The 24,070-nt window shown below is 66.8% G+C and carries 22 protein-coding genes; 11 read left to right on the top strand and 11 right to left on the bottom strand.

Features of this window, described 5'->3' with window-relative positions; all coding sequences use genetic code 11:
• The first annotated feature begins 21 nt into the window (after window positions 1-21).
• Complete coding sequence (locus EV560_RS09670) at window positions 22-675, top strand: isochorismatase family protein (RefSeq protein ID WP_131855557.1); 654 nt, start codon at window positions 22-24, stop codon at window positions 673-675.
• Window positions 676-832: 157 nt separating this feature from the next.
• On the opposite strand, the gene EV560_RS09665 is transcribed toward EV560_RS09670, so the two are convergent.
• The 8 genes from EV560_RS09665 to EV560_RS09630 all read right to left on the bottom strand — a co-directional run bounded on the left by EV560_RS09665 (window position 833) and on the right by EV560_RS09630 (window position 9,075).
• A complete protein-coding gene (locus tag EV560_RS09665; RefSeq protein WP_131855556.1) occupies window positions 833-1,987 on the bottom strand; it encodes a winged helix-turn-helix domain-containing protein in 1,155 nt (384 codons plus the stop codon).
• A gap of 176 nt (window positions 1,988-2,163) precedes the next feature.
• Window positions 2,164-2,442: a hypothetical protein gene (locus EV560_RS09660; protein ID WP_131855555.1), complete on the bottom strand. Its 279-nt coding sequence runs from the start codon at window positions 2,440-2,442 to the stop codon at window positions 2,164-2,166.
• An 8-nt stretch (window positions 2,443-2,450) separates the two neighbouring features.
• Window positions 2,451-3,452: a WD40 repeat domain-containing protein gene (locus tag EV560_RS09655; RefSeq protein WP_131855554.1), complete on the bottom strand. Its 1,002-nt coding sequence runs from the start codon at window positions 3,450-3,452 to the stop codon at window positions 2,451-2,453.
• Window positions 3,453-3,466: 14 nt separating this feature from the next.
• Window positions 3,467-4,429 carry a CobW family GTP-binding protein gene (locus tag EV560_RS09650; protein ID WP_131855553.1) on the bottom strand — a complete coding sequence of 321 codons (963 nt, stop codon included), beginning with the start codon at window positions 4,427-4,429 and terminating at the stop codon, window positions 3,467-3,469.
• A gap of 46 nt (window positions 4,430-4,475) precedes the next feature.
• Window positions 4,476-5,414: a metal ABC transporter substrate-binding protein gene (locus EV560_RS09645; RefSeq protein WP_131855552.1), complete on the bottom strand. Its 939-nt coding sequence runs from the start codon at window positions 5,412-5,414 to the stop codon at window positions 4,476-4,478.
• A gap of 37 nt (window positions 5,415-5,451) precedes the next feature.
• Window positions 5,452-6,282 (bottom strand): metal ABC transporter permease, encoded by an 831-nt coding sequence (locus tag EV560_RS09640; protein WP_131856181.1) that lies wholly within the window; start codon window positions 6,280-6,282, stop codon window positions 5,452-5,454.
• 70 nt (window positions 6,283-6,352) lie between these two features.
• Window positions 6,353-7,087: a zinc ABC transporter ATP-binding protein AztA gene (gene aztA / locus EV560_RS09635; RefSeq protein ID WP_465246998.1), complete on the bottom strand. Its 735-nt coding sequence runs from the start codon at window positions 7,085-7,087 to the stop codon at window positions 6,353-6,355.
• Window positions 7,088-7,455: 368 nt separating this feature from the next.
• The gene (locus tag EV560_RS09630; RefSeq protein ID WP_131855551.1) at window positions 7,456-9,075 is read right to left on the bottom strand and encodes an OpgD/OpgG family glucan biosynthesis protein; all 1,620 of its coding nucleotides are present in this window, start codon (window positions 9,073-9,075) and stop codon (window positions 7,456-7,458) included.
• 244 nt (window positions 9,076-9,319) lie between these two features.
• Between EV560_RS09630 and EV560_RS09625 the strand changes: the two genes are divergently transcribed.
• The 3 genes from EV560_RS09625 to EV560_RS09615 all read left to right on the top strand — a co-directional run bounded on the left by EV560_RS09625 (window position 9,320) and on the right by EV560_RS09615 (window position 12,924).
• Window positions 9,320-10,288, top strand: a complete 969-nt coding sequence (locus tag EV560_RS09625; protein WP_131856179.1) for a TAXI family TRAP transporter solute-binding subunit — start codon at window positions 9,320-9,322, stop codon at window positions 10,286-10,288.
• A 135-nt stretch (window positions 10,289-10,423) separates the two neighbouring features.
• On the top strand, window positions 10,424-12,562 hold the full coding sequence (locus EV560_RS09620) for a TRAP transporter permease (protein WP_131855550.1): 2,139 nt from the start codon (window positions 10,424-10,426) through the stop codon (window positions 12,560-12,562).
• Window positions 12,559-12,924, top strand: a complete 366-nt coding sequence (locus EV560_RS09615) for a DUF1850 domain-containing protein (protein WP_131855549.1) — start codon at window positions 12,559-12,561, stop codon at window positions 12,922-12,924. The genes EV560_RS09620 and EV560_RS09615 overlap by 4 nt, the downstream gene beginning before the upstream one ends.
• A gap of 3 nt (window positions 12,925-12,927) precedes the next feature.
• Here the strand turns inward: EV560_RS09615 and EV560_RS09610 are convergent, their stop codons facing one another.
• Window positions 12,928-13,167, bottom strand: coding sequence for a hypothetical protein (locus EV560_RS09610; protein WP_131855548.1), 240 nt, complete (start codon window positions 13,165-13,167; stop codon window positions 12,928-12,930).
• A 114-nt stretch (window positions 13,168-13,281) separates the two neighbouring features.
• On the opposite strand from EV560_RS09610, the gene EV560_RS09605 reads away from it, so the two are divergent.
• From EV560_RS09605 to EV560_RS09585, 5 genes are all read left to right on the top strand, one after another.
• Entirely contained in the window at window positions 13,282-14,871 is a 1,590-nt protein-coding gene (locus EV560_RS09605) for a gamma-glutamyltransferase family protein (RefSeq protein ID WP_131855547.1), read from the top strand.
• 2 nt (window positions 14,872-14,873) lie between these two features.
• Entirely contained in the window at window positions 14,874-16,073 is a 1,200-nt protein-coding gene (locus EV560_RS09600) for an amidase (protein ID WP_131855546.1), read from the top strand.
• Between the two features lie 105 nt (window positions 16,074-16,178).
• Window positions 16,179-16,817 (top strand): nitrile hydratase subunit alpha, encoded by a 639-nt coding sequence (gene nthA / locus EV560_RS09595; RefSeq protein WP_131855545.1) that lies wholly within the window; start codon window positions 16,179-16,181, stop codon window positions 16,815-16,817.
• Window positions 16,814-17,473: a nitrile hydratase subunit beta gene (gene nthB, locus EV560_RS09590; RefSeq protein ID WP_131855544.1), complete on the top strand. Its 660-nt coding sequence runs from the start codon at window positions 16,814-16,816 to the stop codon at window positions 17,471-17,473. The genes nthA and nthB overlap by 4 nt, the downstream gene beginning before the upstream one ends.
• Window positions 17,460-17,843: a nitrile hydratase accessory protein gene (locus EV560_RS09585; protein ID WP_465246997.1), complete on the top strand. Its 384-nt coding sequence runs from the start codon at window positions 17,460-17,462 to the stop codon at window positions 17,841-17,843. Before nthB ends, EV560_RS09585 begins: the two co-directional genes overlap by 14 nt.
• A gap of 64 nt (window positions 17,844-17,907) precedes the next feature.
• On the opposite strand, the gene EV560_RS09580 is transcribed toward EV560_RS09585, so the two are convergent.
• Window positions 17,908-18,939, bottom strand: coding sequence for a nickel/cobalt transporter (locus EV560_RS09580; protein ID WP_131855543.1), 1,032 nt, complete (start codon window positions 18,937-18,939; stop codon window positions 17,908-17,910).
• Window positions 18,930-19,580 (bottom strand): DUF1007 family protein, encoded by a 651-nt coding sequence (locus tag EV560_RS09575; RefSeq protein ID WP_131855542.1) that lies wholly within the window; start codon window positions 19,578-19,580, stop codon window positions 18,930-18,932. The genes EV560_RS09580 and EV560_RS09575 overlap by 10 nt, the downstream gene beginning before the upstream one ends.
• A gap of 247 nt (window positions 19,581-19,827) precedes the next feature.
• On the opposite strand from EV560_RS09575, the gene EV560_RS09570 reads away from it, so the two are divergent.
• The gene (locus EV560_RS09570; RefSeq protein WP_465246996.1) at window positions 19,828-23,385 is read left to right on the top strand and encodes an indolepyruvate ferredoxin oxidoreductase family protein; all 3,558 of its coding nucleotides are present in this window, start codon (window positions 19,828-19,830) and stop codon (window positions 23,383-23,385) included.
• An 82-nt stretch (window positions 23,386-23,467) separates the two neighbouring features.
• A complete protein-coding gene (locus tag EV560_RS09565) occupies window positions 23,468-24,061 on the top strand; it encodes a LysE family translocator (RefSeq protein WP_131855541.1) in 594 nt (197 codons plus the stop codon).
• Window positions 24,062-24,070: the final 9 nt, after the last annotated feature.

Genomic DNA, 24,070 nt, shown 5'->3' with positions numbered 1-24,070 from the left:
GCAGATGATGGGAGTTGGATGATGGATCAGTCAGTTGCCGCGGATGACTACAAGGCATCCGGTTACGGCGCGATCGAAGTCGGTTTCGGGCAGCGTCCCGCTATTCTGGTGATCGATTTTCAAAGTTCCCATGTCAGCCCCGAATTTCCCTTCGGTGGCCGGCCGCTCGCCGTGCGGGCGCTGGAGAACACGCTCGCTCTGATGGCCAAGGCGCGCGAGCACGATATCCCGGTGGCTGCTTGCTACACGGCATATACCAGCGAGAAGGACGTGCCGTACTGGAAGATCGAGACGGTGCGCCGGAACTATTTCCATGGCGATGCCACGACCATTCTCGATCAGCGCGTCGCCGAAGCGGGCTGCGATCTGATCGTCTGCAAGAGCGGCCCGTCCATGTTCTACGAGACGACGATCCAGCCCTTTCTGACCAAGCAGCGCGTCGACACGGTGATCCTGACCGGGGTCAATACCAGCGGCTGCATCCGGGCGACCGCGATCGACAGCTTCCAGCGCGGCTATCGCACGATCGTGCCGGAGGATTGCGTGGGCGACGTCGAGGAGGGGCCGCATATCGCCAATCTGCGCGATATCGAGCGTCGCTATGTCGATGTCGTCGACCGCAAGCGCGTCGAGACCTATTTTGACGAGCTGCGCACCCGCAACGACCGGACCTGAGTCCAAGTTCACTGCAGCGCCGTCATTGCGAGCGCAGCGAAGCAATCCAGGGGCGACAGCGCTCCACGCCCCCCTGGATTGCTTCGCTGCGCTCGCAATGACGTTTGATCTAACTTATTGTTCTCGAAGAGGCTTTTTCGATCTTCGGGCCGATGCGCTAGCTCGCGAGCTGGAATCTCTCGAAGCGGCCGAGCTCCTCCTCGATCTGCCGCTTCAGCTCCTGCGTCTCCGGCTTGATCCAGGTCCATTGCTGGATCAGGAGCTTGCCGGCGGCGCGGTCGGTCTTGAGGTCCAGCACGGCGGCGATTTCGTCGCCGACCAGCACGGGCAGGGCGAAATAGCCGAAGACGCGCTTCTCCTTGGGGACATAGGCCTCGAAACGGTGCTCGTAGCCGAAGAACAGCTCCAGCCGCTTGCGCTGGATGATCAGCGGATCGAAGGGCGAGAGGATATGGACCGGCGCCGTCGCGGGCGGATGCTCCTCTTCCAGCAGTGCTGGCTGCGCCCAATGCGCGACCTTCTCGGCGCCTTCGAGCGCGACCGGGATCAGCTCCTTCTTGCGCATGCGGCTGGCGATGCGCGCGGCGAGGCCGGGCTTGCTGGGCGCATCGAGATGGCAGGCCGAGTCCAGGCTGATCAGACCTTGCGTGCGTAGCGCCCGGTCGAGCAGGTAGTCGAGGCGCTGCGTCTCGCTCGCGGGCTTGGGGCGCGTGTCCCAGCCGAAATGCCGCTCCATGAGCTCGTAGCTCTTGAGCATGCCGTTGCGCTCGCTGACGGTCAGCACGCCATTGTAGAAGGCGAGTTGCAGCGCCCGCTTCGAGGGCTTCTTGCTGGCCCAGGCATGGTCCTTCTCGACCAGGACGTCGTCGTCGATGTCGCGGATGGTCAGCGCGCCGCCCTTGCGGATCAGCGTCATGACCTTGCTCATGTCCTTCTTGCTGACCGACGCGTACCAGGGCTCCGGCTTCTCGCGATGCAGCTTCATGTCGCCGAGGAAGAAGCGGATGTCCCTGGCGGGGATATAGGACAGCGCATGCGTCCAGTATTCGAAGACGCTCTTGTCGAGCGCTTGCGCCTGCCTGAGATGCGCGCGCTCATAGGCCGGGATGCGGCTGTAGAGGATGTGGTGGTGGCAGCGCTCGATCACGTTGATCGTGTCGATCTGGACATAGCCGAGATGCTCGACCGCCGCGAGTGTCGCCTCTGCGCCCGAGCCAAAGGGCTCGGCCGTATCGAGGCGCTGGGCGCGGAGCCAGATCTGCCGGGCCTGGGATTTGCTGATCGTGCGGAGCTTGCGGGGACGTGTCGCCATGAGGGCAAGCTAAGGGGCTGCGCGCGAAAGGTTAAGCTCGCGCGGGCGCAGCTGCTGACAGGTGATGTCGGTGACGAGCGAGGAGGAGTGTCTGCGACGAAGCAAGCCAGGGGATGTAGAGCGAGACCTCCTGGATTGCTTCGCTGCGCTCGGAAGGACGGGAGTGGCTCCGCGCGTTACCTGGCCGGGGCCAGTACCGCGGCCAGAGCCTCCCGCGTCAGCTCGGCCATCGCGAGCTGCGCCTTGAAGGCGCGCGTCTTCTCGCCGGGGTTCATCACTAGGATGACCGTCTCGGTGCCCGGACAGGCGGGGTCGGCGCAGAGGATCTCGTTGACCGCAATCGCGGCCGCCTCCGGCAGGCCGAGCAATTCGCGCGTCTCGGCCTTGATCCGCGCCGCGTGCCCGGCGCCTTCCGCCTTGCGGTCATTGCCCTTGCCGAAGAGGCCGAACCGCATGGCGCTTGTCAGGGCAGGGTGAGGACGCCGGCCGAGCCGTCCTCGGCGCCGAAGGCCAGGCGCTTGCCGAGCTTGTCCCAGGCGAAGGCGGTGATGCCGCTGCCGCGTTGCGCCGCACGCACCAGCAGCTCGGAGGCGTCGGTCAGGCGGATCATCAGGATGCAGCCATCGTCATAGCCGACGGCCAGCACCAGCGCCTTTGGATGGAAGGCGACGCGGGTGACCTTGGCATGGCGGGCGCCGCATTCGCGTGGGGCCTTGCCGGTCGGGCCTTCGCCCTGGAAGGGCCAGACGATCGCGGCATCGGCGCCGCTGGAGGCGAGCCAGAGCCCGTCATGCGACCAGGACAACGAGCGCGGCTTGGCCGGATAGCCGGTCATGCGCATATGGCTCGGCTTCTCGCCGAGGCGCCAGCCATGCAGCGCGTTCTCCTGCATCGAGGAGACGATGAAGCGCCCGTCCGCCGACCAGGTCACATCGAGATGCGAGCCTTTCCATTCCAGGAAATCGGGCTTGGCCTCGGTGTTCGGATACCAGAGCGAGACGCCGTTCATCTGCGCCAGTGCGAGCCGGTAGCCCTTAGGCGCGAAGACGAGGCCCTGCGGTGTCGAGGCGGCGTCAAGCGTGCGGATCTTGCCCTTGTCGTCGCGGGCATGGACGGTCTTGCCAGTATTCCAGGCGAGGCTGCCGGAGGGCGAGACGGTGACGGCGTCGATCCAGCGGCGTTTCTCGTCGCGGGCGATCTCGCTTGGCTCGCCATCGGCGCCGGTCGCTACGACGCGGCCGTCATCGCCGCCCGAGATCAGTCGCTCGCCATCCGAGCAGGCCGAGAGCAGGCCGCCGGCATGCGCATCGATGATGTCGGTCGAGCCGTCGCGCCAGCGCAGCACGCGGCCATCCGCCAGCGCGAGCGCCAGCGTCTGCTTCAGCCAGAAGCTGGCGACGACATGCTCGCCGGCCTCGATCGGGGTGACATGCTCGCGCAGCGAGACGGGTTTGGTGATCTCCATGGCGTGGCTTTAGCTCACGCCGCGCAGGCCATAAACCCCTCACGCAGCTCGTCCTCGTCGAGATCGCGGCCGATGAAGACGAGGCGCGACTCGCGCTTCTCGCCAGCCTTCCAGTCGCGCTGCAGGTCGCCATCGAGGATCATATGCACGCCCTGGAAGACGAAACGGCGCGGCTCGTCCTTGAAAGCGAGAATGCCCTTGGAGCGCAGGATGTTCGGGCCCTGCGCCTGCGAGATATCGTTGATCCACGGCATGAACTTCTCGGGATCGACATCACCGGGGATGGTGAAGGACATCGAGCGCACCTCCTCGGAATGGTGGTGGTGATGGCCGGATTCGAGGAAATCGGGCTCGATATCGAGGATGCGGTCGAGATCGAAGGCGTTGCGGTCGAGCAGTTGGTCGATCGCGACATCGCAGCGCTGCGCCTTGTGCAGCTTGGCATAGGGATTGATCGCGCGGATCTGGGCCTCGACCGAGGCCAGTTCCTCGGCCGTGACGAGGTCGGTCTTGTTGAGGATGATGACGTCGGCGAAGGCGATCTGGTTCTTCGCCTCCGGCGCATCCTTCAGCCGCTCGCTCAGCCACTTGGCGTCGGTGACGGTGACGACGGCGTCAAGCTTGGTGGCGTCGCCGACATCCTGGTCGACGAAGAAGGTCTGGGCGACCGGGGCGGGATCGGCGAGGCCGGTGGTCTCGACGATGATCGCGTCGAACTTGCCCTTGCGCTTCATCAGCCCGTCGAGGATGCGGATCAGGTCGCCGCGCACGGTGCAGCAGATGCAGCCGTTATTCATCTCGAAGACTTCCTCGTCGGCGCCGACGACGAGGTCGCCATCGATGCCGGTCTCGCCGAATTCGTTGACGATCACGGCGAATTTCTTGCCGTGGTCCTCGGTCAGGATGCGGTTGAGGAGCGTGGTCTTGCCGGCGCCCAGGTAACCGGTGAGCACCGTGACGGGAATCTTGTCGGACATGGATAGGACCTGATTGCTGCCGATGGCGAGAGGAAGCGGCGCGGCGTCAGGCCGGGCCGGCGCCGAGCGCCTTTTCGATTTGCGTTATATTGTGTCGCATCATCGCGATGTAAGTCCCTGCCGGGCCTTTCGCGTCGGAAAGCGCATCGGAGAAGAGTTGGCCGCCGATCTTGGCGCCGGTCTCGCGGGCGATCTGTTCGATCAGGCGGGGATTGGTGATATTCTCCAGGAAGACTGCGGGGATTTTCTGCGCCTTCACCTGCCGGATGATGCGGGCGACGTCCTTGGCCGAGGCTTCGGCCTCGGTCGAGACGCCCTGCGGGGCGATGAACTCGATGCCATAGGCCTTGACGAAATAGCCGAAGGCGTCGTGCGAGGTGATAGCCTTGCGCCGGTCGGCCGGGATACGGGCGACAGCCGCTCTGATCTCGCCCTCGACCTGATCGAGCTGGGCGAGATACGCCGTCGCGTTAGCGTCATAGGCCAGCTTTCCGGCGGGATCCGCGGCGCTCAGCGCGTCGCGGATATTGGCGATGTAGACCTTGGCGTTGGCGACGCTCTGCCAGGCATGCGGATCGTCACGACCATGGTCGTGACCGGCATGGGCGTGATCCGCCTCGCCGGGCTCCTTGAACTCGATCGGCTTGATGCCGGCCGTAGTGGTCGCGACCGTGCCCTTGGCGCCGGAGGACTTGATCAGGCGGGTCATCCACCCCTCGAATTTCAGGCCGTTGACGACAATCAGCCTGGCCGCGGCCATGCTCTTGGCGTCGGCAGGGGTCGGCGAATAGACATGCGCGTCGCCATTGGGGCCGACGAGGGTGGTGACCGAGACGCGATCGCCGCCGACCTCCCTGACGAAATCGCCGAGCACCGAGAAGCTCGCGACCACCGGCAGCTTCTCCTGCGCGAAGGCGCCGAGCGGAGCGGCCGACACTGCGAGCCCGAAGGCAAATCCGGCAATGAGGTGGCGACGGTTCAGCATGCGTCTCTCCTGCATGTAATGAAACACTATAACATTACTAGCGCTGGAGATGTGGCAAGCGCAAGGCACGGCGCGCGAGTCCCCCCTGCGTGCCGAGCAGAAGGGACAGCAGGTAAAGCGCGCCGGCCGCGAGGATCACGGCCGGGCCGGCCGGCAGGTTGCCGCCGCCGGAATAGGAGAGGACGAGGCCGGCATAGCCGGAGAGCATGCCGAAGCCGGTGGCGAGCAGGATCAGCCGGGTGATGTCGGCGGTCCAGAAGCGCGCGGCGGCGGCCGGCAGCATCATCAGGCCGACGGCGAGCAAGGTGCCGAGCGCATGGAAGCCGGCGACGAGGTTGAGCACGACGAGGCCGAGGAAGGTGAGATGGACGATGCCGCCGGAGCGGCTGACCGAGCGCAGGAAGCCGGGATCGACGCATTCGAGCACGAGCGGGCGATAGACGGCGGCCAGTGTCAGCAAGGTGAGCGTCGCGACGCCGGAGAGCAGGAGCAGCACGTCATCGTCCAGCGCCAGCACATTGCCGAACAGGACATGGAAGAGATCGACCGCCGAGCCGCGCAGGGAGACGATGGTGACGCCGAGCGCGAGCGAGATCAGGTAGAAGGCGGCGAGCGAGGCGTCCTCCTTCATCACCGTGAGCCGCGCGACGGCGCCGGCCGCGAGCGCGACCGCGAAGCCCGCGACGAGCCCGCCGATCGTCATGGCCGGGAGCGAGAAGCCGGCGACGAGATAGCCGATCGCGGCGCCCGGCAGGATGGCATGAGCCATGGCGTCGCCGGTCAGGCTCATTCGCCGCAGCATCAGGAAGACGCCGATCGGCGCGCCGGAGACCGAGAGCGCGGCAATGCCGACGAGGGCGCGGCGCATGAAGTCGAATTCGGCGAAGGGGCCGATGAAGATGTCGTAGAACACAGACCCTAGCCGTTCTATGCGGAAATCAGGCCGCGTCGCGTTCGCAGGGGGCGGCGTGGCTGTCGAAGGCCTCGACCATCTGCCGCGCCCTGAGAAGGTTGGCGGCGGTGAGCACGTCTTCTGTCGCACCCCAGGCAACAGCCTCGCGCGCCAGCAGCAGGGTCCGCGGGAAGGCTCGCTTCACCGTCTCGATATCGTGCAGCACGGCGACGACAGTGCGTGCCTCGCCATGCCAGCGCTGGACGAGTGCCAGCAGATCTGCGGTGGTGCGAGCGTCGATCGCGGTGAACGGCTCGTCGAGCAGGATGATGTCGGCATCCTGCAGCAGCAGGCGCGCGAATAGGGCGCGCTGCATCTGGCCGCCGGAGAGCGTGCCGATCGGCCGGCGCTCGAAGCCGGTCAGGCCGACGGCGGCGATGGCCTGCTCGACCTTGCCCTTCGCGCCGAAGCCGATGCGGCCGAAGATGCCGGCCGTGTTCCAGAGGCCCATGGCGACGAGATCGTAGACATGGATCGGAAAGGAGCGGTCGAGATCGGCCGATTGCGGCAAATAGGCGAGGCGCTTGCCGCGGGCGAGCGTGATGCCGCCATCGAGCGGCGAGAGCGCCCCGGCAATGCCCTTGAGCAAGGTCGACTTGCCGGCTCCGTTCGGGCCGACGATCGCGGTCAGGCTGCCGGCCTCGACCTCGCCCGAGAGGTGATGCACCGCGGGGTGGCGGTCATAGCCGAGGGTCAAATCGTCGATGCTGATCGCTGGCACGATATTCAACTTTCCTCAGGCGATTACAGCGAGCGTCGCCGCCCAGAGCGCCGCGATGATTGCGAAAGCAATCCCGAGCCGGCCTGCGGCTGACAAGCGCAGCAGCGACCAACCGGGGTCCTCGGTAGCGGGACGGTGCACGTGATAGCTGTGACCTTGGCTCATTGGGACGATATAATGTTACAGGGCGCCGCGAGCAAGCCGAGTCTGTGGATGACACCGCTGCTCAGCGCTCACGCCCGCCCTTCTGGCGGCCATTGCCATCTCGGACCGTGCGCTTCGTCACGGACGCTTGCGCCGGCCGGAACGAGCCCGATCGAGACCGTCAAGTGCGGGAGGCCAAGCACGGGAGGCCAGGTGCGGGCGCCTCAGAACGGCAGGTACTGGAAGAGCCAGGTTTCCGTCAGAACCTGATCGCCGCCACGCAGGAAGCAGCGCATCTCGACAGGATCGACGCCCTCGACAGTAAGGTCGAACTGCGCCCGCCAATGGCCGGGAACGTCGTTGGGCACGGCCTCGGCGAAAATATAGGAAAAGCTGCCGCGGGAGGTCGAGAGCACCACTTCCGGCTTCAGGCCGGAGGGAAGCTTCTCCAGGGCGGGGCCCTTGAACTCGACCATGAACTTGCGCACGCCCCTCGGCCGGATCGTGCCGGGGCGTCCGCCATTGCCGAGGCGGGTTGCGACGACGCGGCCGAGCTGCGGCGCGAAGGGCTCGTCGGCGAGCCAGTGCAGCTTGTACTTGAACTCGTATGAGCTGCCTGCCCTGGCCGGCGCCTCCGGCACCCACATCGCGACGATATTGTCGTGGATCTCGTCATCGGTCGGGATCTCGATGAGCTGGACGGCGCCTCTGCCCCAGTTCCCGATCATCTCGACCCAGCAGCTCGGCCGGCGCTCGTAGAAGACACCGTCCATGTAATGGTCGCCGATCCGGTCGCGCTGCATCAGGCCGAAACCGCGCGGGTTGTCGTCGCCGAAGGCCGAGGCGATGGTGCGGCGCGGGTTGTTGAGCGGGCGCCAGAGCCGTTCGCCGGAGCCGGTCCAGAGGGCGAGCCCATCGGAATCATGGACTTCCGGACGCCAGTCGATCGCGGTCGGCTTGGCCGCCTCGGAATACCAGAACATCGAGGTCAGCGGCGCGATGCCCAGGCGCGCGACGTCGTTGCGCAGGTAGAGCGCCTTCTCGATTTCCATCGAGACGCCCTTGCCGCGATGCATGCGGAAGCGATAGGCGCCGGCGACGCTGGGTCCGGAAAGCAGGATGTAGACGACGACGTATTCGGACCCTTCCTGCGGTGTTTCCAGCCAGACATGGGTGAAGTCGGGGAATTCCTCGGGCCGGCTCGCGACAGCGGGGTCGATGGCGAGGCCGCGGGCCGACAGACCGTATTGATAGAGTTCGCCAATGGCGCGGAAATAGGAGGCGCCAAGGAAGGCGACCCAGTCGTTCCTGCGCCAGTCGAGCTTCTCGCCCTGGCGGCCGGGATGGCCGGAGCGGCTCTCCTGGAAGCGGAAGCCGGCAAAGCCGGCGCCGCTCGGCAGGTCGTGGCCGGGAGAATCCGCCGGCATGTCGAAATAGCTTTCGTCATAGACGATCTCGCGCGCTTTGCCGGAATCGAACACGTGCATGCGCACCGGCTTCCGGAAATAGCGGCCGAGATGGAAGAAGGTCACCGGCCAGGGCGAGGGGCCATTGGCCCAGAGCGCCATCTCCGGCTTGAACTTGATCTTGCCATGCGCGTCGTAGTCGATCCGCTCGAGAATCTCGGCGCGCGGCGGGGGCGGTGGAGCATAGGGCTGGCTGGCAAGGTCGCGGGCACGGGCCTTCAGCGTGTCGAAGCCGAAATCCTCGGCCTTGCCGAGCTTGAGCCCTTGCTGGGCGAGGGCCTCGGGGGAGAAGCCCAGCGCGGCGAGCGCCGCGGTGGCGCCTGCGCTTTTGATCAGGGTGCGTCGGTCGAGGGCGAAAGTCTTCGATCGGCTCTGCATGTCTCTCTTCGCTCGGGGCTCTGCGGAGATCGGTAACCGCGGCCATCCCGTCAAGGGGGCGAGGGCAACCGGACGATGATCCCCCGGCATGGCCGGCAAAGATGGCGAAAGATGGCGAAGGCGCCGCGCTGTGCCGACTAAAGTGGATAAGGCCTTGCGTTTCTTACGCTTCCCCTTCGTGCTTGGCCTGCTCTACAACGAGAGCCAGCCCGGTCGCTCGTACCGGGATTGCCTGGGAGGTAACATGAAGACGCTGTTTCGCGGCCGCCGCTTGGCCGCACTCGCTACCGCTATCCTGATCGCCGCCGCGCCGGCCGGAGCCAAGGCGCAGGAGTTCATCAATATCCTCACCGGCGGCACGTCGGGCGTGTATTACCCGATGGGCGTCGCGCTCTCGAAGATCTATGGCGACAAGATTCCGGGCACGCGCCCGTCGGTCCAGGCGACCAAGGCCTCGGTCGAGAATCTCGTGCTGTTGCAGCAGGGCCGCGGCGAGATCGCCTTCACACTCGGCGACTCGCTCGATTCTGCCTGGAAGGGCGACGAGGATGCCGGCTTCAAGAGCCCGCTGAAGAAGCTGCGCGGCATCACCGCGATCTACCCGAACTATGTCCAGATCGTCGCCTCCAAGGAGAGCGGCATCAAGACGCTCGCGGACCTGAAGGGCAAGCGCCTCTCGGTCGGAGCGCCGAAATCCGGCACCGAGCTCAATGCCCGCGCCATCCTCGGCGCCGCCGGCCTGTCCTACAAGGATCTCGGCAAGATCGAGTACCTGCCCTTCGCCGAATCGGTCGAGCTGATGAAGAACCGCCAGCTCGATGCGACGCTGCAATCGGCCGGCCTCGGCGTCGCCTCGATCCGTGACCTTGCCTCCTCGGTCGAGATCGTCGTCGTCGAGGTGCCCAAGGCGGTGATCGACAAGGCCGGCGCCCCCTTCGTCAGCGCCGAGATTCCGGCCAACACCTATGGCGGCCAGACAGCCGCGGTGAACACGGCCGCGGTGGTGAACTACCTCGTCACCCATGAGGGCGTGAAGGAGGAACTCGTCTACCAGATGACGAAGAACATCTTCGAGAATCTGGGCGAGGTCGGCGCGGCGCATTCGGCCGGCAAGGCGATCAAGCTGGAGGGCGCGCTCGAGGGCATGCCGATCCCGCTGCATCCGGGCGCAGCGCGCTATCTCAAGGAAAAGGGCCTGAAGGTCGGCTCGTAGCCGACCCGACGGGAGCGCAATCGTCATTGCGAGCGCGAGCGAAGCAATCCAGGGGCCTCACGCAGTCCCCCTGGATCGCTTCGTCGCTACGCTTCTCGCACTGGCGTCCTGGTCGATAATCGAAAGAAGACGGCGATGACGAGCCAGACCGATCAGCTGCACGAGCTTTCCGGCGTCAAGGAAGGCGAGGTCGAGCATGCCGAGCTCGACAATTTCGAGCACGGCTTTCCGCCCGGCTTCGGACCCGGCAACTGGGGTCTGGTGGCCTATGCGGTGGCGCTCGTGTTCGCCTGCTTCCAGATCGCGATCTCGGCCTGGCACATCCTGCCGAGCCAGGCGGTGCGCGGCATCCATGTCGGCTTCCTGCTGCTGCTGAGCTTCGGCCTGGTCGCCAATTTCCGGGCGAAGAGCGATGCCGGCCGCCTGCTCGGCTGGGGGCTCGGCCTCATCGGCTTCGGCGTCGGGCTCTACCAGCTGATCTTCTACGCCGACCTGATCCTGCGCGATGGCGATCCCTCGACCATGGATCTCGTCGTCGGGTCGCTGCTGGTCATCCTCGTCTTCGAGGCCGCCAGGCGGCTGATGGGCAATGCGCTGCCGATCATGTGCGGCGTCTGCCTGCTCTACTGGTTCTTCGGCCAATACCTGCCATCGCCCTTCAACCATCGCGGCTACGGCTTCGACCAGATCATCGGCCATCTCTCCTTCGGCACCGAGGGCCTCTACGGTGTGCCGACCTATGTCTCGGCGACCTATATCTTCCTCTTCATCGTCTTCGGCTCCTTCCTCGAGAAGGCGGGGATGATCCACCTGTTCAACGATGTCTCGCTCGGCCTGTTCGGCGGGTCGCGCGGCGGGCCGGCCAAGGTCGCTGTGTTCTCTTCGGGCCTGATGGGGATGATCTCCGGCTCGGGCGTGGCGAATGTCGTCACGGTCGGCCAGTTCACCATTCCGCTGATGATCAAGTTCGGCTACCGGCGCGCCTTCGCCGCCGGCGTCGAGGCCACGGCCTCGATGGGTGGGCAGATCATGCCGCCGGTGATGGGCGCCGCCGCCTTCATCATGGCCGAGACGCTCGGCGTCGACTATTCCGAGATCGTCAAGGCGGCCGCGATTCCCGCCGTGCTCTATTTCGCCTCGGCCTTCTGGATGGTGCATCTCGAAGCCGGCAAATACGGGCTTCGCGGCATCGAGCGCCAGCTGTTGCCGAGCCCGCTCCGGGCCCTGCGCGAACGCTGGTACCTGGCGCTGCCGCTGGCCGTGCTGGTCTTCATGCTGTTCCACGGCTTCACGCCGCTCTTCGCCGGCACGATCGGCCTTGCGCTCACCGTCGGACTGCTGCTCGGCACCGGCGTCGCGCTCGGCTTCAGGACGACGACCTTGCGCGTGATATTCTGGGTGGGCCTGGGCTTGATCGCGGGTGTGCTGCTGCGCAACGGCATGGATGTCCGCGTCGTCGCCGGCATCATCGCGGCGCTGATCCTGTTGAATTTCCTCACGCTGGGTGGCCGCAATACGCTGGTGATTTGCCGCAACGCGCTCGCCGATGCGGCCAAGACGGCGCTGCCGGTCGGTATCGCCTGCGCCATCGTCGGCACGATCATCGGCCTGATGACGCAGACCGGCATCGGCACCACCTTCGGCGCCTGGGTGATCGGGCTCGGCAAGACCAGTCTGTTCCTGGCGCTGGTGCTGACGATGATCCTGTCGATCCTGCTCGGCACCGGCATCCCGACGATCCCGACCTATATCATCGTCGCGGCGCTCGCCGCTCCCGCGCTGGAACAGCTCGGCGTGCCGCTGATCGTCAGCCACATGTTCGCCTTCTACTACGGCATCATGGCCGATCTCTCGCCGCCGGTGGCGTTGGCGGCTCTGGCGGCCGCGCCGATCGCAAGGGAAAACCCGGACAAGATCGGCTGGGAAGCGATGCGGGTCGCGCTTGCCGGCTACGTCATCCCGTTCATCGCGGTCTATTCGCCGGCGCTGATGCTGCAGCCTGGCGACCCGATGTCGAACCTGATCGGGTTCTGGCCCGCGGTGGTCTATGCCGTGTTCAAGGCGACGATCGCGATCGGCCTCTTCGGTATCGTCGCAATCGGCTATCTGTTCGATCGCCTGAGCGTGACCGAGCGGGTGCTCGCCTTCGTCGCAGCCGTCTTCCTGTTCGGCGAGTTCGCCTATAGCGACGCGCTCGGCTACCTGCTCACGGCGGCGATCGTCGGGCGGCATTGGTGGGCGGTGCGCCAGCGGCAGGTCGGCAGCCCGGCGTGAGCCTGTGCCTCGCAGCCGGGGCCCTCGTCGTTGCGCTCGGCAGCGACGAGGTCACGCTCGGCTGGCGTCACTCGGTGCAGAAGACAGTGTGGGAGGAGGTCTGGCGCGAGACGCCGGAGGGCCTGCGCGTCACCGAGGCGCGCGTCGAGGGCTCGGGCGCCGGCATGGACCCGCCTGATGGCGCGAAGCTCGTCGACGGCTTCTGGCGCTGGCGGCCCGACCTGCCGCCGCTCAGGGAGGTGGTGCTGCGGCGCTCGGGCGCGACGGCCGATTACCGGATCTGCATCGCCGGGATATGCCGGGCGATGAGCGACTATCTACCGGCCGAGGCGGATCCGGTGACGCTCAAGCGCTGCGACTGACGCTCAGTTCCAGTCGGTGAGGCGCTCGATGCGCATGACGCGACGCATCAGGTTGAGCAGGGCATAGGCGGCGATCACCGCAAAAAGACCCATCAGGACATAGCCGACGATCGGCCCGAGCTCGAACAGGCCGGCCAGGGCCCAGCCGGAGGCCAGCGCGACGCCGAAGAGCTCGACCGCGATCAGGATGCCGAGCGAGACGACCAGTGCCAGATTGCGCCAGTTGGTGTGGCGTTCAGCCATGTTTATTCCTCGAAAACTTATGTGTTTATCCGCCTAGCCGACACGCTGGCGGCATGCAACAAAATCGCGCCGCTTCGCCAGATGGTTGCTCCCGGTCGGATTGAAAAGCCCGCGATGATCGAAACGCCTGTTTTCGCCTCGGCCGCCGTCGCCGCGCCCCATCGTCTGGCATCGGAGGCTGGCCGCGCCGTCCTGGCGGAAGGCGGCAACGCCATCGAGGCGATGGTCGCGATGGCGGCGACGATCGCGGTGGTCTATCCGCATATGAATTCCTTCGGCGGCGACGGTTTCTGGCTGGTGCACGAGCCCGGCGGCAAGGTCCACGCGATCGAGGCCTGCGGCCCGGCCGGCTCCCTGGCAACGATCGAGCGCTATCGCGAGAAGGGCTTCGACACGATTCCCTCGCGCGGACCGGATGCGGCGCTCACCGTCGCCGGCGCGGTCGGCGGCTGGCAGGCCGCGCTCGCACTCTCGCAGACGCTCGGCGGGCGCATGCCGCTGAAGGACGTGCTGGCCGAGGCCATTCGCCATTGCGCGGAAGGCTATGCAATCTCCGCTTCGGAGCTGCGGACGGTGCCGCAGGAGGTCGAGGCAACCAAGGCCGCGCCGGGCTTCAGCACGTTCTTCTGGCCGGAAGGCGAGCAGCCCAAGGCTGGTGCGCGGCGCAAGCCCGAGGCCTTGGGCGCGACGCTGCAGCAGCTTGCCGATGCCGGGCTCGACGATTTCTATCGCGGCGACATCGGGCGCGAGATCGCAGCCGATCTTGAAAGGATGGGCGCGCCGATCGCCCGGGCCGATCTCGAGGCCTTCAAGGCGCGGATGGTGCAGCCGCTCTCGGTGAAACTGCCCGGGCTCACCGCCTATAATTTTCCGCCGCCGACGCAGGGGCTGGCGGCGCTGCTGATCCTCGGCATCTTCGAGAAGCTCGGCGTTCAGCGCGCCGAGGGATTCGATCACATTCACGGCCTGGTCGAGGCGACCAAGCGCGCCTTCGTCATTCGCGACAGGCATGTCACCGACCCGGCGCATCTCAAGGTCGATCCCGCGAGCTTCCTGACTGCGGCCGTCTTCGAGCGTGAGGCTGAGGCGATCGACCGCAAGCGCGCCGCGGCCTGGCCGTTCAAGACGGATGCCGGCGACACGGTCTGGATGGGCGCGATCGACGGCTCCGGCCTCGCCGTCTCCTATATCCAGTCGATCTACTGGGAATACGGCTCGGGCTGCATCCTGCCGCGGACGGGGCTCAACTGGCAGAACCGCGGCGTCTCCTTCTCGCTCGACAAGGCATCCCTCAATCCGCTCGCGCCCGGCCGCAAGCCATTCCATACGCTGAACCCGCCGCTGGCACGTTTCGATGACGGGCGGATCATGGCCTATGGCGCCATGGGCGGCGACGGGCAGCCGCAATTCCAGGCGCAGATCCTGTCGCGCTATCGCTACGGCCAGAATCCGGCGGCGGCCGTCGATGCGCCGCGCTTCCTGTTCGGCCGGACCTGGGGCGCGGGCTCGGTCTCGCTCAAGCTGGAAAGCCGCTTCGATCCGACGCTGGTGGCGCAACTGAAAGCGGCCGGTCACCCGGTCGAGGAGTATGGAAAGGCCTATTCCGACCAGTTCGGCCATGCCGGCATGCTGGTGAAGCACCAGAAGGGCCATGTCGAAGCGACGCATGATCCGCGCTCGGACGGCGACGCCAGGGGGATTTGACGATGACCATCAAGGACGATCCGTTCCGCTGCTTCGTGCCTTATCCGGAGGCTCCGGTGAAGAGCGCGCCGACCGGCCCGCTCGCAGGGCTCACGCTCGCGGTCAAGGACCTGTTCGACGTCAAGGGCTATCCGACGGGGGCCGGCTCTCCGATCGTGCTGGCGCAATCCGGCATCAAGGCCAAGACGGCGCCGCTGGTGAAGACCCTGCTCGATGCCGGTGCGCGCTTCGTCGGCAAGACGCATACGGACGAGCTCGCCTTCTCGATGACCGGCAAGAACGCGCATTTCGGCGCGCCGATCAATCCGGCGGCGCCCGACCGGATCACCGGAGGTTCGTCGTCCGGCTCGATGGCTGCCGTGGCCGGCAAGCTCGCGGATATCGCGCTGGGCTCGGATACAGGCGGCTCGGTTCGCGCTCCGGCGAGCTATGGCGGGCTCTTCGGCATCAGGCCGACGCATGGCCGGCTCTCGCTGAAGCGGGTCTGGCCGCTGGCCGAGAGCCTGGATACGCCCGGCTGGTTCGCCCGCGACGGCAAGACCTTTGCCCGCGTCGCCGATGTCGTCTTCGGCAAGGACCGTACTGCGCTGTCGGAGACGCCCCGCCTTCTGCTGGCCGAGGATATGTTCGCGCAGGCCGTGCCGGACGCCGAGAATGCGCTGCGCAATGTCGTGCAGCGCGCCATGCCGGTGCTGGGCGAGCCCGAGACCGTCAAGGCCGCGCGCGATCTCGATGCGCTCTACTGGGCCTTCCGCTGGGTCCAGGGCCGCGACGCCTGGAACGCCGATGGCGCCATGATCGAGCGCTACGCGCCGCCGCTCGGGCCTGGCGTGGCCGAGCGCTTCGCCTTCTCGAAATCGGTCAGCGACGAGGAGGTCGCCAAGGCCGACAGCGTGCGCAAGGCCTTCCGCAACCGGCTCGCCAAGCTGCTCGGCTCGGATGGCGTGCTGATCCTGCCGACGGTGCCGGATATCGCGCCGCTGGTCAGCGCCAGCGAGGGCGAGCTCGAGGATTTCCGCAACCGGGCGCTCAGGCTCCTGTGCCTTTCCGGCCTGTCGGGCTTCCCGCAGGTGACGATCCCGGCCGCCCATCGCGCGGAGGCGCCGCTCGGCCTGTCGCTGATCGGCCCGAAGGGCTCGGACAAGTCGCTGGTCCATTTCGCGGTGAAGTTCGAACGCGCGGCGCGGATCAGGATCGCGTAACATCGTCATGGCGAGCGAAGCGACGCAATCCAGAGGTATCGCGGGACGGCACCTGGATTGCTTCGTCGCTTCGCTCCTCGCAATGACGTGGGAGGAGGCAGGACGATGAGCGGGCACGATCACCACCATCATCACGACCACGAGCACGACAACCATTTCACGCCGATCGAAGCGCGGGTGAGGGCGCTGGAATCGCTGATGGTCGAGAAGGGCTATGTCGATCCGGCGGCCCTCGACGTGATCATCGACACCTACGAGACCAAGGTCGGCCCGCGCAACGGCGCCCGGGTCGTGGCGAAGGCCTGGAGCGACCCGGCCTATGCCGCGCGCCTGAAGCAGGATGCCACCGCCGCGATCGCGGAGCTCGGCTATACCGGCCGGCAGGGCGAGCACATGGTCAGCGTCTGGAATACGCCCGACGAGCACAACATGGTCGTCTGCACCCTGTGCTCCTGCTACCCGTGGAGCGTGCTCGGCCTGCCGCCGGTCTGGTACAAGTCGCCGCCCTATCGCTCACGGGCGGTGATCGATCCGCGCGGCGTGCTCGCCGAGTTCGGCGTGACCCTGCCCGAGGCGAAGCGCATCCGCGTCTGGGATTCGACGGCAGAGATCCGCTACCTCGTCATCCCGGAGCGCCCGGCCGGCACCGAGGGCTGGAGCGAGGAGCGGCTCGCAGATCTCGTCACCCGTGACGCGATGATCGGCACCGGACTTGCCCGGCAGCCGGCGGAGGTCGCGGCATGAACGGCGCACAGGATCTCGGCGGACAAATGGGTTTCGGCCCGGTCGCTCCCGAAAAGGACGAGCCGCTCTTCCATGCGCCCTGGGAGGCGCGGGCGCTGGCGGTGACGCTCGCCGCCGGCGGCATGGGCCATTGGAGCATCGACGAGAGCCGCCATGCGCGCGAAAGCCTGCGCCCGGCCGACTACCTGTCGTCGAGCTATTACGAGATCTGGATCAAGGGGCTGTCGACCCTGCTGGAGCGCCACGGCTTCCTCAGCGCCGAGGAAATGGTGAGCGGGGAAGTCAGCCAGGTGCCGGCTCAGCCGAAGCGCGTGCTCAAGGCCGAGATGGTGCCGGGCGCGCTGGCCAAGGGCGGGCCGACCGAGCGGCCGGCCACGAGTCCGCAGCGCTTCCGGCCGGGCGACAAGGTCCGCACCATCAACATGAACCCGACCGGCCATACGCGGTTGCCGCGCTATGCTCGCGCCAAGCTCGGCACGATCGCGCTGGTCCATGGCGCGCATGTCTTCCCGGACACGAGCGCGCATGGCCAGGGCGAGCAGCCGCAATGGCTCTACACGGTCGCGTTCACTGGCCCTGAGCTGTGGGGCAGGGGCGCCGATCCGACGCTCAGCGTCAGCATCGACGCCTGGGAGAGCTATCTTGAGCCGGCCTGACGTGGAACTCGCGCTGGCGCTGGCGGCGAATACGCCGATCCCGCGCGATGCCGACGGGCCGGTCTTCGCCGAGCCCTGGCAGGCCCAGGCCTTCGCGCTCGTCGTCGCCCTGCAGAACAAGGGCGTCTTCACAGCGCAGGAATGGGCCGAGGCCCTCGGCGCCGAAATCCGCGAGGCGGTGGCGGCCGGTGGTTGCAAGGACGGTTCGGATTATTACGAGCGCTGGTGCGAGGCGCTGGAGCATCTGCTCATCGCCAAGGGCTTAGCCTCGCATGATGGCGTCGATGCCCGCGCAGCAGCCTGGGAGCGCGCCGCCGAGGCGACGCCGCATGGCAAGCCGATCCTGCTGGAGAATGATCCGGAGCGGTGATCAAGCTCCTTGTCTTCGCATGGGCTTTTTCCGAAAACCGCAATCCACTTTTCGGGCCGATGCTCTAGCTTCCTTGGCCGCCGATCCACAAGCCGAGGAATAGCGCCGCGCCGAGCACGGCGACGAAGGCCGCGGCGAGCACTTCCAGCACGGCGATGTTCCGCGGGCCGCGCAGGCTGCCGCCGCTGGCCAGTTTCAGGGCGGTGAACTTGAAGAACACGGCGAGCGCCGCGAGCGCGCCGGTGGTGAGCGCCGTGCCGAGCGCCATGGCGAAGGTCGCGGCGATGCCGGCCCAGAGCAGGCCCTGCGCATTGGCGAAGACGAGGATGATCAGCGCGCCGGCGCAGGGACGCAAGCCGGCGGCGAGGACGACGCCCGCCATCTCGCGCCAGCTCTTCAGCCGTGCGACCTCGTCGGGACCGGGCAGGTGGACATGGTCGCAGGCGGGATCATGTGCGGTGGCGCTGCCGGCGAGCGCGACGAGCGCGCCGGATTTGCGCCAGAGCACATAGAGCCCGACCAGAGCGACGAGCACGAAGCTGCCTTGCTCGATCACGTTCGTCGTCGCGCTCATCGTCGCGGCGGTGGCTCTTAGGGCCAGCGTCAGCGACACGACGAGCGCGATGGCGACGAGAGCCTGCACGACCGCCGCGGCGAAGCTGAGCGCCAGCCCGCGCCGGAGGCTGCGATTATCGGCGACAATATAGCCCGAGATCACCGCCTTGCCATGGCCGGGGCCGGCGGCGTGGAAGACGCCATAGGCGAAGGACAGCCAGAGCAAGGCGGGCAGCGCGGCGCCGCTGTCATGGATCGATTTCAGGGTAGCCGTCAGCTCGCGATAGAAGGCCGATTGCCAGGCGATCAGCAGCGCGCCGATGCCGGTGGTCGAGGGCAGGGCTTCGCGCGGCAGCGCCGTGCCGAAGGGATTGCGCGGCGGCGGAGGTGGTGGCGGGAGATAGAGCGAGATCAGCCAGGCGATCAGGCCGAGCGCGGCGGTGACCAGGGCCAGCGCGAGCACGGCGACGAGGATGCGCTGGAGCAGCGCCCTCGTGTCGCCTCGCGCGCCGAGCGTCCCGGGCGCCGTGCTCAGGGACATGCGACCAGCGCGCGGGTGGTGACCTGATAGGCGCTCATGTCCGGCGTCGCGGTGATGTCCTCCTGGGCCAGCTTGAGCGCCGTCGCCGGGTCGAGCTTGGGCGGGCGGGCGACGCGGACGACGCAGCCCTTCGGCGCATCCCGCGTGATCACCGCGTCGGGCGCATCGACGATGTCGAAGGCGACGAAATAGGTGGGGTCGCCTATCTCGATGCCGAAGGAGCGGTTGGCATGGGGCGGGTTCTTCAGCGGCAGGGTGAAGGTCAGCGTCAGGACCTTGTTCTCGTATGACAGCGCGGCGTCGCTCGGCACGCTGAATTCCTGTTGCTTGCCATTGGCCTTGGCGGTGGTGAAGAAGCCGACATCCGGCAGCGATTCCATGTTGACCTTGGCGAGTTCGGCGAGCTCGTCCGGAGTCAGCTTGCCGTCATTGTTCTTGTCGAGCCCCTGGATCATGTAGGCGGAATAGGCCTCGTCGAAGCTCCAGATGTACTTGAGCGCCTTCACGCTGCCATCGGGCGCATAGACGATCTCGGCTTTGGCGTTGACGAAGACGTGGGGATGGGCCTGAGCCGGAGCGGCGAAGCCGAGCCAGAGCGCGATCATGGCGAGCAGGGTCAAACCGGGCGGAATGAGCGTCAAAATCCTGATCCTGCGCGTGCTGCATGAGGGGACGCGGCCATTGAAGCCTTACGCCGATTCTGCAACGAAATAGCATCACAGGCATCACCCGCAAACGGGGCCAAATCGCGGCGCTACCTGGAACCGTCCCAAGGTGATTGACGTTATAGGGGAGATATGTCAGCATTGCTGACGTATTCTCAAGAAGGTTGGAGGTCGGCCCAACCGGCCCCATATTCCGTCAACGGACGATCGTGGGAGGTCGGCCATGGCCGAGATGCAGCAGAAATCCGGCGTCGCCGCTCAGGCTGATGCGAGCGGTTTGCGCGAGGTCGCGCTCGACGACAAATACGACCTGACCAAGAAGCAGATTTTCCTCACCGGCACGCAGGCCATCGCCCGCATGCTGATGGTCCAGCGCGAGCGCGACAAGCGCGCGGGGCTGAACACCGCCGGCTTCGTCTCCGGCTATCGCGGCTCGCCGCTCGGCGGGCTCGACCAGCAGCTGATGCGTGCCGGCAAGCAGCTCAAGGCCTCGAACGTCGTCTTCCAGCCTGGCCTGAACGAGGACCTGGCGGCGACCGCCGTCTGGGGCACGCAGCAGGCCGAATTGCAGGGCGAAGGCAAGTATGACGGCGTCTTCGCGCTCTGGTACGGCAAGGGCCCGGGCGTCGACCGCTCCGGCGACGTCTTCCGCCACGGTAACATGGCCGGCACCTCGCCGCATGGTGGCGTGATCTGCCTGATGGGCGACGACCACACCGCCGAATCCTCCACCAACGCGCACCAGACCGAATTCGTCTTCGTCGACCGGATGATGCCGATCCTGAACCCGGCCGGCGTCCAGGAGATCATGGACTATTCCCTGCACGGCCTCGCGCTCTCGCGCTTCGCCTCGGTCTGGGTCGGCATCAAATGCGTGAAGGACAATATCGAATCGACGGCCTCGGTCGACGGCTCGATCGACCGGGTCGAGATCGTCACGCCGACCGATTTCGTGATGCCGCCGGGTGGCTTGAGCATCCGGCGCGAGCTCGATTTCGTCGACCAGGAGAAGCGGCTGCATATCCACAAGCGCGCCGCCGTGCTGGCCTATATCCGCGCCAACAAGCTCAATCAGACCATCACCTCGGGCGGCTCGAAGCCGCGTATCGGCATCATCACCGTCGGCAAATCCTATCTCGACGTGCGCCAGGCGATGGATGATCTCGGCATCGACGAGGTCCGCGCCAATGATCTCGGCATCCGCCTTTTCAAGGTCGCCTGCCCATGGCCGATCGATCCGTCCGAGCTGAAGAGCTTCGTCGACGGGGTCGACCTCGTCATGGTCGTCGAGGAGAAGCGCTCGCTGATCGAGGTGCAGGTGCGCGAGGAGCTCTACGGCTCCCAGCAGCAGCCCATGGTGATCGGCAAGAAGGACGAGAACGGCGAATGGCTGTTCCCGGTCCATGGCGCGCTCGACCCGAACGACGTCGCGATCGCGCTCGGCGCCCGGCTGCTGCAATACCAGGACGATCCGGCGCTGCGGGCGCGGCTGGAGGAGATCGCCCATGCCCAGGGCCGGCTCGCCGAAGCGCAGGACATCGCCAAGCGCACGCCCTATTACTGCTCGGGCTGCCCACACAACACGTCGACCGTGGTGCCCGAGGGCTCGCGCGCCTATGCCGGCATCGGCTGTCACTACATGGTGCAGTGGATGGACCGCAGCACCTTCGGCTTCACCCAGATGGGCGGCGAGGGCGCGAACTGGATCGGCGAGGCGCCGTTCTCCACCCGCAAGCACGTCTTCCAGAATCTCGGCGACGGCACCTACACGCATTCCGGCTCGCTCGCGATCCGCTGGGCCGTCGCGGCCGGCGTCAACGTCACCTACAAGCTGCTCTATAACGACGCGGTCGCGATGACCGGCGGCCAGCAGGCGGAAGGCCATCTCTCGCCGGACCAGATGGCGCGCCAGATCGCCGGCGAGGGCGTCCAGCGCATCGCCGTGGTCAGCGACGAGCCGGACAAGTACCCGCCGGGCACGCAATGGCCGGCGGGCACGACGCTCCACCACCGCGACGATCTCGACGCCGTGCAGCGCGAGCTTGCCGAGGTGCCGGGCGTCTCGTTGCTGCTCTATGACCAGACCTGCGCCACCGAGAAGCGGCGCCGGCGCAAGCGCGGCTCCTATCCCGATCCCGACAAGCGGGTGATCATCAACGAGCTGGTCTGCGAGGGCTGCGGCGATTGCGGCGTGCAGTCGAACTGTGTCTCGGTGCAGCCGCTGGAGACCGAGTTCGGCCGCAAGCGCCAGATCGACCAGTCGAACTGCAACAAGGACTTTTCCTGCGTGAAGGGCTTCTGCCCCTCCTTCGTCACCGTGCATGGCGCGCGGCCGAAGAAGGCGGAGCCGAAGCGGCTCGATGCCGGCGCGCTCGGCGCGGGCGAGATTCCGGAGCCGCAGGTCCCGGCGCTGGAGCGCACCTTCGCGGTGGTCGTCACCGGCGTCGGCGGCACCGGCGTGGTGACGATCGGCGCCATCCTCGGCATGGCTGCCCATCTCGAGGGCAAGGGCTGCGGCATGATCGACATGGCCGGCCTCGCGCAGAAGGGCGGGGCGGTGTTCAGCCATGTCAAGCTCGCCCCGACGCCCGACAAGATCCACGCGATCCGCGTCGCCGCGGGCGAGGCCGATCTCGTGCTCGGCTGCGACCTCACCGTGACCGGCTCGCGGAAGGTGCTGGGCGCGATCAAGCAGGATGGCTCGACGGTGGTTGTCAATACCGCCGAGAACATGCCCGGTGATTTCACCCGCAATGCCGATTTCTCCCTGCCGATCGAGCGGCTGAAGCGCGGCATCCTCTCGGCCGCCGGCCGTGAGCAGACGCATTTCGTCGATGCGACGGCGGCTGCCACGGCCTTCCTCGGCAATGCCATCGCCGCCAACATGTTCATGCTCGGCTACGGCTGGCAGTTCGGCGCGGTGCCGCTGTCGCGCGCGGCTCTGCTCAGGGCGATCGAGCTCAACGGCGAAGCGGTCGCGATGAACAGGCAGGCCTTCGAGCTCGGCCGGCGCGCGGCACATGATCCGGCCGCGCTGGTTGCGGCTCTCGCCGAGGCCAAGGCGCCGACCCAGGCGCGCCATCTCTCCGAGTCGTTCGAAGAGATCATCGCCCGCCGCGTCGCCTTCCTCACCGATTACCAGAACGCCGCGTATGCGGCGCGCTATCGCCATCTCGTTGCCAAGGTGCAGGTCAGGGAGACGCAGGTCCTGTCGGGCCAGCACGCGCTCGCCGAGACCGTCGCGCGCTATCTGTTCAAGCTGATGGCCTACAAGGACGAATACGAGGTGGCGCGGCTCTATGCCGACGGCTCGTTCCGGAAGCAGGTCGCCGCGACCTTCGAGAAGGACAGCGCGTCGGGCAAGCCCTTGCGCTTCGAGTTCCATCTCGCGCCGCCGCTGATGGCCAAGGTCGATCCCAATACCGGCCTGCCGCGCAAGATGAGCTTCGGCCCGTGGATGATGGGCGCTTTCGGCCTGCTGGCGAAGCTGAAGGGCCTGCGCGGCACCCGCTTCGACCTCTTTGGCTACACCAAGGAGCGCAAGACCGAGCGTCAGCTGATTGCCGATTACGAGGCGCTGCTCGACGAGATCCTGGCCAAGCTGACGCCGGAGAACCATGCGCTTTGCGTCGCGCTGGCCGCGATCCCGGAGAAGATCCGCGGCTTCGGCCACGTGAAGGAACGCCATCTCAAGGCCGCGAAGGCCGAGGAGGCGGAGCTGCTGGCGAAGCTACGCGCCGGCACGGCGCAGGCGCTCGACATGCCGCGCGCGGCGGAATAGGCGCTCCGCTGCACGATCGTTCAAGACGGCGGGCCGATCCGGGCTGACAACACCGCAAGTGTAGGTCAGCCGGAGGCTCGACATGGATGGATTGCTCGGCTTCGTCCTCGCCGGCATCGCGCTTGCCGGCAGCCCGGGTCCGGCGACCTTGAGCCTGGCCGCGACCGGCGCGGCCTTCGGTGCGCGCGAGGGGCTGGTCTATGCGACCGGCATCACCATCGGCATGGCCGGGGTCATCGCGATCACCGCCAGCGGCATGGTCGGCGTACTGATGGCGGTACCGGGCGTCGCGCCGGTCGTGACCATCGCGGCGGCCGGCTATTTCCTCTATCTCGCCTATCGCATCGCCACGGCGCCGCCGCTGACCGATGCGAGCGAGCGTGGCGCGCGGCCGTCCTTCGCCGCCGGCGCACTGCTGTCGCTGGTCAATCCGAAGGGCTATGCGGCGATGGCCGCGCTGTTCTCAGGCTTCGTGCTGCTGCGCGGCGCCCTCGCCAGCGATGCACTGGCCAAGGCCGGCGTGCTGATGGCGATCATCGCCGCGGTCAACCTGCTCTGGCTCGTCACGGGCGCAGCGCTGACGCGCTTCTTCCGCGAGCCGCGCACGAACCGGATCGTCAATATCGTCTTCGCCATCCTGCTGATCGCGTCGGTGGCGTTTGCCTTGCCTCATTGATCGGATTCG

The organism is Allobosea sp. BK604 (assembly GCF_004341515.1).
Lineage (GTDB): Bacteria > Pseudomonadota > Alphaproteobacteria > Rhizobiales > Beijerinckiaceae > Allobosea.
This window is presented reverse-complemented; position numbering and strand designations above follow the sequence as displayed.

Coding starts and splice junctions, on each gene's coding strand:
- EV560_RS09625 (WP_131856179.1), top strand. CDS start 9,320: ATGAAGACGCTGTTTCGCGGCCGCCGCTTGGCCGCACTCGCTACCGCT.
- EV560_RS09660 (WP_131855555.1), bottom strand. CDS start 2,442: ATGCGGTTCGGCCTCTTCGGCAAGGGCAATGACCGCAAGGCGGAAGGC.
- EV560_RS09645 (WP_131855552.1), bottom strand. CDS start 5,414: ATGCTGAACCGTCGCCACCTCATTGCCGGATTTGCCTTCGGGCTCGCA.
- EV560_RS09640 (WP_131856181.1), bottom strand. CDS start 6,282: ATGCGCCGCGCCCTCGTCGGCATTGCCGCGCTCTCGGTCTCCGGCGCG.
- EV560_RS09565 (WP_131855541.1), top strand. CDS start 23,468: ATGGATGGATTGCTCGGCTTCGTCCTCGCCGGCATCGCGCTTGCCGGC.
- EV560_RS09620 (WP_131855550.1), top strand. CDS start 10,424: ATGACGAGCCAGACCGATCAGCTGCACGAGCTTTCCGGCGTCAAGGAA.
- EV560_RS09600 (WP_131855546.1), top strand. CDS start 14,874: ATGACCATCAAGGACGATCCGTTCCGCTGCTTCGTGCCTTATCCGGAG.
- EV560_RS09650 (WP_131855553.1), bottom strand. CDS start 4,429: ATGTCCGACAAGATTCCCGTCACGGTGCTCACCGGTTACCTGGGCGCC.
- EV560_RS09610 (WP_131855548.1), bottom strand. CDS start 13,167: ATGGCTGAACGCCACACCAACTGGCGCAATCTGGCACTGGTCGTCTCG.
- EV560_RS09605 (WP_131855547.1), top strand. CDS start 13,282: ATGATCGAAACGCCTGTTTTCGCCTCGGCCGCCGTCGCCGCGCCCCAT.
- nthB (WP_131855544.1), top strand. CDS start 16,814: ATGAACGGCGCACAGGATCTCGGCGGACAAATGGGTTTCGGCCCGGTC.
- EV560_RS09580 (WP_131855543.1), bottom strand. CDS start 18,939: ATGTCCCTGAGCACGGCGCCCGGGACGCTCGGCGCGCGAGGCGACACG.
- EV560_RS09570 (WP_465246996.1), top strand. CDS start 19,828: ATGGCCGAGATGCAGCAGAAATCCGGCGTCGCCGCTCAGGCTGATGCG.
- EV560_RS09665 (WP_131855556.1), bottom strand. CDS start 1,987: ATGGCGACACGTCCCCGCAAGCTCCGCACGATCAGCAAATCCCAGGCC.
- nthA (WP_131855545.1), top strand. CDS start 16,179: ATGAGCGGGCACGATCACCACCATCATCACGACCACGAGCACGACAAC.
- EV560_RS09630 (WP_131855551.1), bottom strand. CDS start 9,075: ATGCAGAGCCGATCGAAGACTTTCGCCCTCGACCGACGCACCCTGATC.
- EV560_RS09670 (WP_131855557.1), top strand. CDS start 22: ATGGATCAGTCAGTTGCCGCGGATGACTACAAGGCATCCGGTTACGGC.
- EV560_RS09655 (WP_131855554.1), bottom strand. CDS start 3,452: ATGGAGATCACCAAACCCGTCTCGCTGCGCGAGCATGTCACCCCGATC.